We start from the raw sequence: 5,111 nt of genomic DNA, 5'->3' as shown, positions 1-5,111 counted from the left end.
CTGGAATTTGATGAAGTCTTCATAAAAAACTTCGGGGTGAACTTTCAGTTCACCCCGAAGTCCAAAGGCTTTTTGTATCTTTCCTACTGCAACGAGACTTTTATTCAAGGATCTCTATGTGAGCCCTCTTGCCCTTCCTCATTGCAGCAGCCTGTATTATCTGCCTGATGGCTTTTGCAGTCCTTCCTTCACGACCAATTACTTTACCGAGATCACCAGCACCTACTCTGAGTTCGAAGATCACAGTCTTTTCGCCGGGTATCTCTTTTACAGATACCTGATCAGGTGAGTCCACTAATTCTTTTACTATGTACTCGAGCAATTCTTTGAGCTCCGCCATCTTTATACCTCCTTATTGTACTTGCTGCTCCCTTATTTTTTTGTAAAATTTGTAGAGTTTTGCGACTCGGGGGGTCATCTGTGCCCCCTGCGAAAGCCACTTTTCAAGGAGTTCGGTATTTAACTCGGTAATGTCTTTGAGCGGATTGTAATGACCGAGAACCTCAATAACTTTTCCATTCCTTGCAACGCGAGCATCTTGAACAACAATTCTATAAAGTGGTATTCCACTTCTTCCGACTCGCTGTAATCTGATCTTTACCACTTTCGCCTCCTCTCTATCGTTGTGCTAAATTATAATTTAAGGTGAGAGTTTTTTCAAGTAGTCTATTTTTTCTTTTCTATTTTTCGATTCAAAAATGTAGGCGCCTGACACTACTACATCAGCATACGGAGCGACTATTTTTGCGGTTTCTTCGTTTATTCCACCATCTACTTCTATAACGAAATTGTACTTTTTTGAATCTTTTATTTCCTTGAGTTTTTCCAATTTTGGTAGTACTTGGGGCATAAACTTTTGGCCGTAAAAGCCCGGGTTTACTGACATCACAAGCACCACATCAATAAGTTCGAAGTATGGAAGTAAGGTTCTAAGTGGGGTTTCAGGATTGAGGGAAAGTCCAACCTTAATTCCGAGACTTTTTGTTTTTTTCAACGCTTTGAAAGTATCAGTTTTTGCCTCCACATGAAAGATTATAACGTCAGATCCCGCTTTTGCGAAAGTTTCAATGTATTTTAAGGGATCTATAATCATAAGGTGGCTTTCTAAGGGCATATCCGTAAGTCTGTTGATGGTTTCTACCATAAAGGGGCCGAAGGTGATGTTGGGCACGAAAACGCCGTCCATAATATCGAGATGCAAAAAATCCGCATTTTCAACACTTTTTATTTCTTCCTCCAATCTTGCAAAATCACAGGCAAGTATGGATGGCGAAACTTTCATTCTCTTCTCCTTGCTTTTATACCCTCAATAAATTCCTGGATTTCGGGAATTTTTTCAATGTATTCAAAATTTTTCTTTTCTTCAAAAAAGTTTTGGAGGTTTTTGTATCCTGTTTTTTCATAAATTAAGGCCTGTATTAGGAGATCTACCTTGTCCATGGACCTAACAAAAATAGCCTCAGGGGTTTTACCCTCTTCAAATTCCTCGTAAAGGTTAAAAATTTCGTCTTTTAATCCTGCTGGTAGCTTTTCAGACATCTCCTTGAATGCCTTCTTCTCTGCTTCTTCCGCGCATTTTCCAAGGAATTGGCGGGATTCAAGGTGTAGGTCTCCAATTAGTGCTTCTCCCAGTTCATGGACAATAGCCATTTTCAGGATTTTTTCCATATCAAGATTTAGGTTGTGATGCCTATTTAAATAACTCCCAAAAATGTAGGCTAAGAGTGAAACACCAAAAATGTGTTCTGCAACCGTTTCTGGTTCTTTTATTCCATAATACCAGAATCCTGACCGTGGGGTTCTTTTTAGCCTATATGCATTTTCAAAGAAATTGTGAAGGTCAACCATGTTTAAAGTTTAAAGAAAATTTGCAGTTACTTCAAAGACTTACGGCGAATTCAAGGATTTTTCGAACTCTGCTAAAAAATTTTCCTTAGTAAATTGAGTTGCCGTTGAAATGCAACGTTCTGACATTTCATTGATTCTCTTAGGACTGTTAAGAAGTCCTACCATAAGAGAATATAGCTCATCTTCCGTCTCCACGTAAAACCCATTTTTACCATCTTCAATATAGTCCATTGGCCCTGTATTTGTGAAAGAAAAAGGTATACAACCTCGGGCCATTGCTTCAAGGGGTGGAAGCCCAAATCCCTCAAACTTAGAAGTCAAAATGAAAAAAGTACAGCCGTTGTAAGCTTCAATAAGTTCTTTGTTTTTCAGTGTCCCGAGGAAGTGGATATTTTTCTTTCTTACAATTGGATCATGGCCTATAACAAAGAAATTGAACTTATCAAAGCGCGGATCTTTGAGGATTTTTCTTGCTAACCCTGGTCTTTTTCTCCTATCCCACCGGAAGACCAAGGCGACGTTGTTTAAAGCCTTTTTTAAGCCCTCCGTACTTTCAAAAAAGTCTTCACTTATAGGGGGACTCAAGACTTTGCCTTTTCTGATTTTTTTTCTTATCCAGCTGGAGGCACATATTGTTAAATCGGTAGGTAAAATATATGTTAATAAAGCAAGGGTTGAAAAAGGAAAAGGGTAAAAGAAGTGCTCTAAATCTTGAATATAATAAATGAGTTTTGAGCCTTTTAAAATCTTGTGAAGTAGAGCGGGGAAAAAGGTGGGAAAAAAACTTACAACAACGTAATCTGCCGGGGGAGACTTGACAAGAAGATAGAAGAGGGTTTTTAGAAGGCCTATTGGATTTCTACCTCGGCGGGGTGTTAAGATTTTTTTCACCTTTTCATCAAGTTTGTAAAATTCTTCGAAGGCATCTTCGGGGACTACAATAAAAACATCGTGCCCTTTCTCCGCAAGGCCATTTATTAAAAAAGACAAAACTCTAACACCACCGTGCTTTTTGTATGAGAGTAGTGGAAAAACAAATTTCATTTAGTTTTTTCTTCGTAAATTGATATCTTTTCAATCCTCCTCTTGTGCCTACCCCCCTCAAATTCAGCCTCCAAAAAGGATACAACCGCGTTTAATGCTTCATCTTCGCCCATAAATCCACCGGGTAAACAGATGATATTTGCATCGTTGTGCTTTCTTGATAAAATGGCTAAACGTTCATCGGTTATGTGAGCAGCCCTTATACCTTTTACCTTGTTGGCAGAAATTGACATCCCGATACCTGTGTAGCAGATCAATATTCCAAAGTTGTTTTCACCATTGGCGACACTTTCTGCAAGAGGTATGGCAATATCTGGGTAGTCGCATGGCTCTTCGCTGTAAGTCCCGAAATCTTTAACCTCGTGGGAAATAGAGAGCTTGGATTTGAGAAACTCTTTCAATTTATACCCTCTGTGATCTGATCCGATAGCAATTTTCATTTTACTTTACCCAGGTAAAGTAATGCTCATACCTTTCGTCTGCCTCTTCAATTATGCGGAAGAACTCCTGTTGGATTTTTTTTGTAACAGGACCGATTTTACCTTCTCCTACAATTATCTTGTCAACGGACCGTATAGGTGTAACCTCTGCGGCGGTTCCCGTGAAAAAGATCTCGTCAGCTATGTAAAGCATTTCCCTGGGTATAAAGCATTCTTTGACTTCAAAGCCAAGAGACTTGGCAATTTCGATTACCGTTAAGCGGGTGATTCCGGGAAGGATTGTGGATTCCAGGTTTGGAGTGTAAATAACACCATCTTTTACGACAAAGATGTTTTCTCCAGAACCTTCCGAAATCGTCCCATAAGCATTGAGAGCAATGCCTTCAGAAAATCCATATACAACCGCTTCCATCTTGATTAGTTGGGCGTTAGCATAATTAGCGGTAGTTTTTGCCATGGCTGGGAAAGTATTTGGAGCCATGCGATTCCAACTGGAAATCATCACATCCACACCTTGTTCCAATGCCTCGGGTCCAAGATATTTTCCCCACTTCCATGCTGCAATTGAGACTTCAACGGGGCATTCCATTGGATTGACACCAAGATTGAAATATCCTCTGTAAAGTAAGGGGCGTATGTAGCATTCGTCCAGTTCGTTTATTTTTATCAATTCAACCGTTGCATTCATTAACTCTTCCAAAGTGAAGGGGGATTCCATCCTGTAAATTTTTGCAGAATCAAGAAGTCGTTTCATGTGTTCCTTCAATCTAAAAACCGCAGTGCCTCTCTTAGTTTTATAAGCCCTTATTCCTTCAAAAACCGCAGAGCCATAATGCAGGGCATGGGTTAAAACGTGGACCTTTGCTTCATTCCATGGCACCATTTTCCCAGACATCCATATGTATTTTGCTTCATTTATCTTTGCCATGACAACCTCCTAAATTATAATTTTTGTCAATCTAAAACTGTTGCAATTAAAGGCCACCGCCACGGGCAGTTGAGCTATATGGGTGGGATATTTTTCTATCCTTACATCAAGGGCATAAAATCTCCCACCCAGCCCGCCGGGACCAAGCCCCAACTCATTTATTTCCTTCAGCAGTTCAATTTCGAGACGGGCATAAAAGGGGTCTTCATTTCTTTTCCCAAATTCCCTAAGTAGTGCTTTTTTTGCAAGATAACTCACTAAATCAAAATTTCCCCCAATTCCAACTCCAATTACTACCGGTGGGCAGGGGTTCGGGCCTGCTTCTAAGATAGCTGAAAGAATGAACTTTTTCACACCTTCTACCCCTTCGTGAGGGGCAAGCATTGCCAGTTTGCACATTTGCTCACTTCCACCACCCTTGGGCATAATATAGATGGCTAATTTATCACCGGGAACCAGTTCTAAATGGATGATAGCAGGTGTATTATCTCCAGTGTTTTTTCTTTTTAAAGGGTCTTCTACAATCGAAGGACGGAGGTAATTTCCCTTGTACACTTCTCTTACAGCTTCGTTTAATACGCTGTTTAAAAGATCACCTTCCAGTTTGATTCCCTGTCCCATTTCTATATAAAAATTTACCATTCCCGTGTCTTGACAGAGAGGAATTCTTTCCTTCTTAGCGATTTTCATATTTTCTATAAGGTCCTTTAAAACATTTTTACCTGCTAATGACTGCTCTTCTTCCAATGCTTTCTCAAGAAGTTTTTGAAAATCAGGGTCCAGTTCAAAATTAGCCCTTAAAAGGGCTTCTTTAACCTTTTCCTTAATTATTTCAGTATTAATGACTCTCA

8 protein-coding genes are annotated in these 5,111 nt (G+C 39.7%); all 8 read right to left on the bottom strand.

The annotated features are described in order from the left end of the window. Window positions 1-100: 100 nt before the first annotated feature. The gene (locus QMD82_02780) at window positions 101-340 is read right to left on the bottom strand and encodes a KH domain-containing protein (protein ID MDI6850845.1); all 240 of its coding nucleotides are present in this window, start codon (window positions 338-340) and stop codon (window positions 101-103) included. Window positions 341-352: 12 nt separating this feature from the next. Next, window positions 353-604 (bottom strand): 30S ribosomal protein S16, encoded by a 252-nt coding sequence (gene rpsP, locus QMD82_02775; GenBank protein MDI6850844.1) that lies wholly within the window; start codon window positions 602-604, stop codon window positions 353-355. A 36-nt stretch (window positions 605-640) separates the two neighbouring features. Then, window positions 641-1,282, bottom strand: coding sequence for a ribulose-phosphate 3-epimerase (gene rpe / locus QMD82_02770; GenBank protein MDI6850843.1), 642 nt, complete (start codon window positions 1,280-1,282; stop codon window positions 641-643). Beyond that, window positions 1,279-1,848, bottom strand: a complete 570-nt coding sequence (locus QMD82_02765; protein ID MDI6850842.1) for an HD domain-containing protein — start codon at window positions 1,846-1,848, stop codon at window positions 1,279-1,281. Before QMD82_02765 ends, rpe begins: the two co-directional genes overlap by 4 nt. 39 nt (window positions 1,849-1,887) lie before the next feature. Beyond that, complete coding sequence (locus QMD82_02760) at window positions 1,888-2,892, bottom strand: glycosyltransferase family 4 protein (protein ID MDI6850841.1); 1,005 nt, start codon at window positions 2,890-2,892, stop codon at window positions 1,888-1,890. Continuing rightward, a complete protein-coding gene (gene rpiB / locus QMD82_02755; GenBank protein MDI6850840.1) occupies window positions 2,889-3,332 on the bottom strand; it encodes a ribose 5-phosphate isomerase B in 444 nt (147 codons plus the stop codon). The genes QMD82_02760 and rpiB overlap by 4 nt, the downstream gene beginning before the upstream one ends. Window position 3,333: 1 nt before the next feature. Next, entirely contained in the window at window positions 3,334-4,260 is a 927-nt protein-coding gene (locus tag QMD82_02750) for a branched-chain amino acid transaminase (protein ID MDI6850839.1), read from the bottom strand. A gap of 9 nt (window positions 4,261-4,269) precedes the next feature. Then, window positions 4,270-5,111, bottom strand: an 842-nt coding sequence (locus QMD82_02745; GenBank protein ID MDI6850838.1) for a fumarate hydratase, incomplete at its 5' end; no start/stop codon positions are given.

The organism is bacterium (assembly GCA_030019025.1).
Taxonomy (GTDB): domain Bacteria; phylum Hydrothermota; class Hydrothermia; order UBA1063; family UBA1063; genus UBA1063.
Note: the sequence above shows the minus strand (reverse complement) of the source record. Positions and strands in the feature narration are given on the sequence as shown.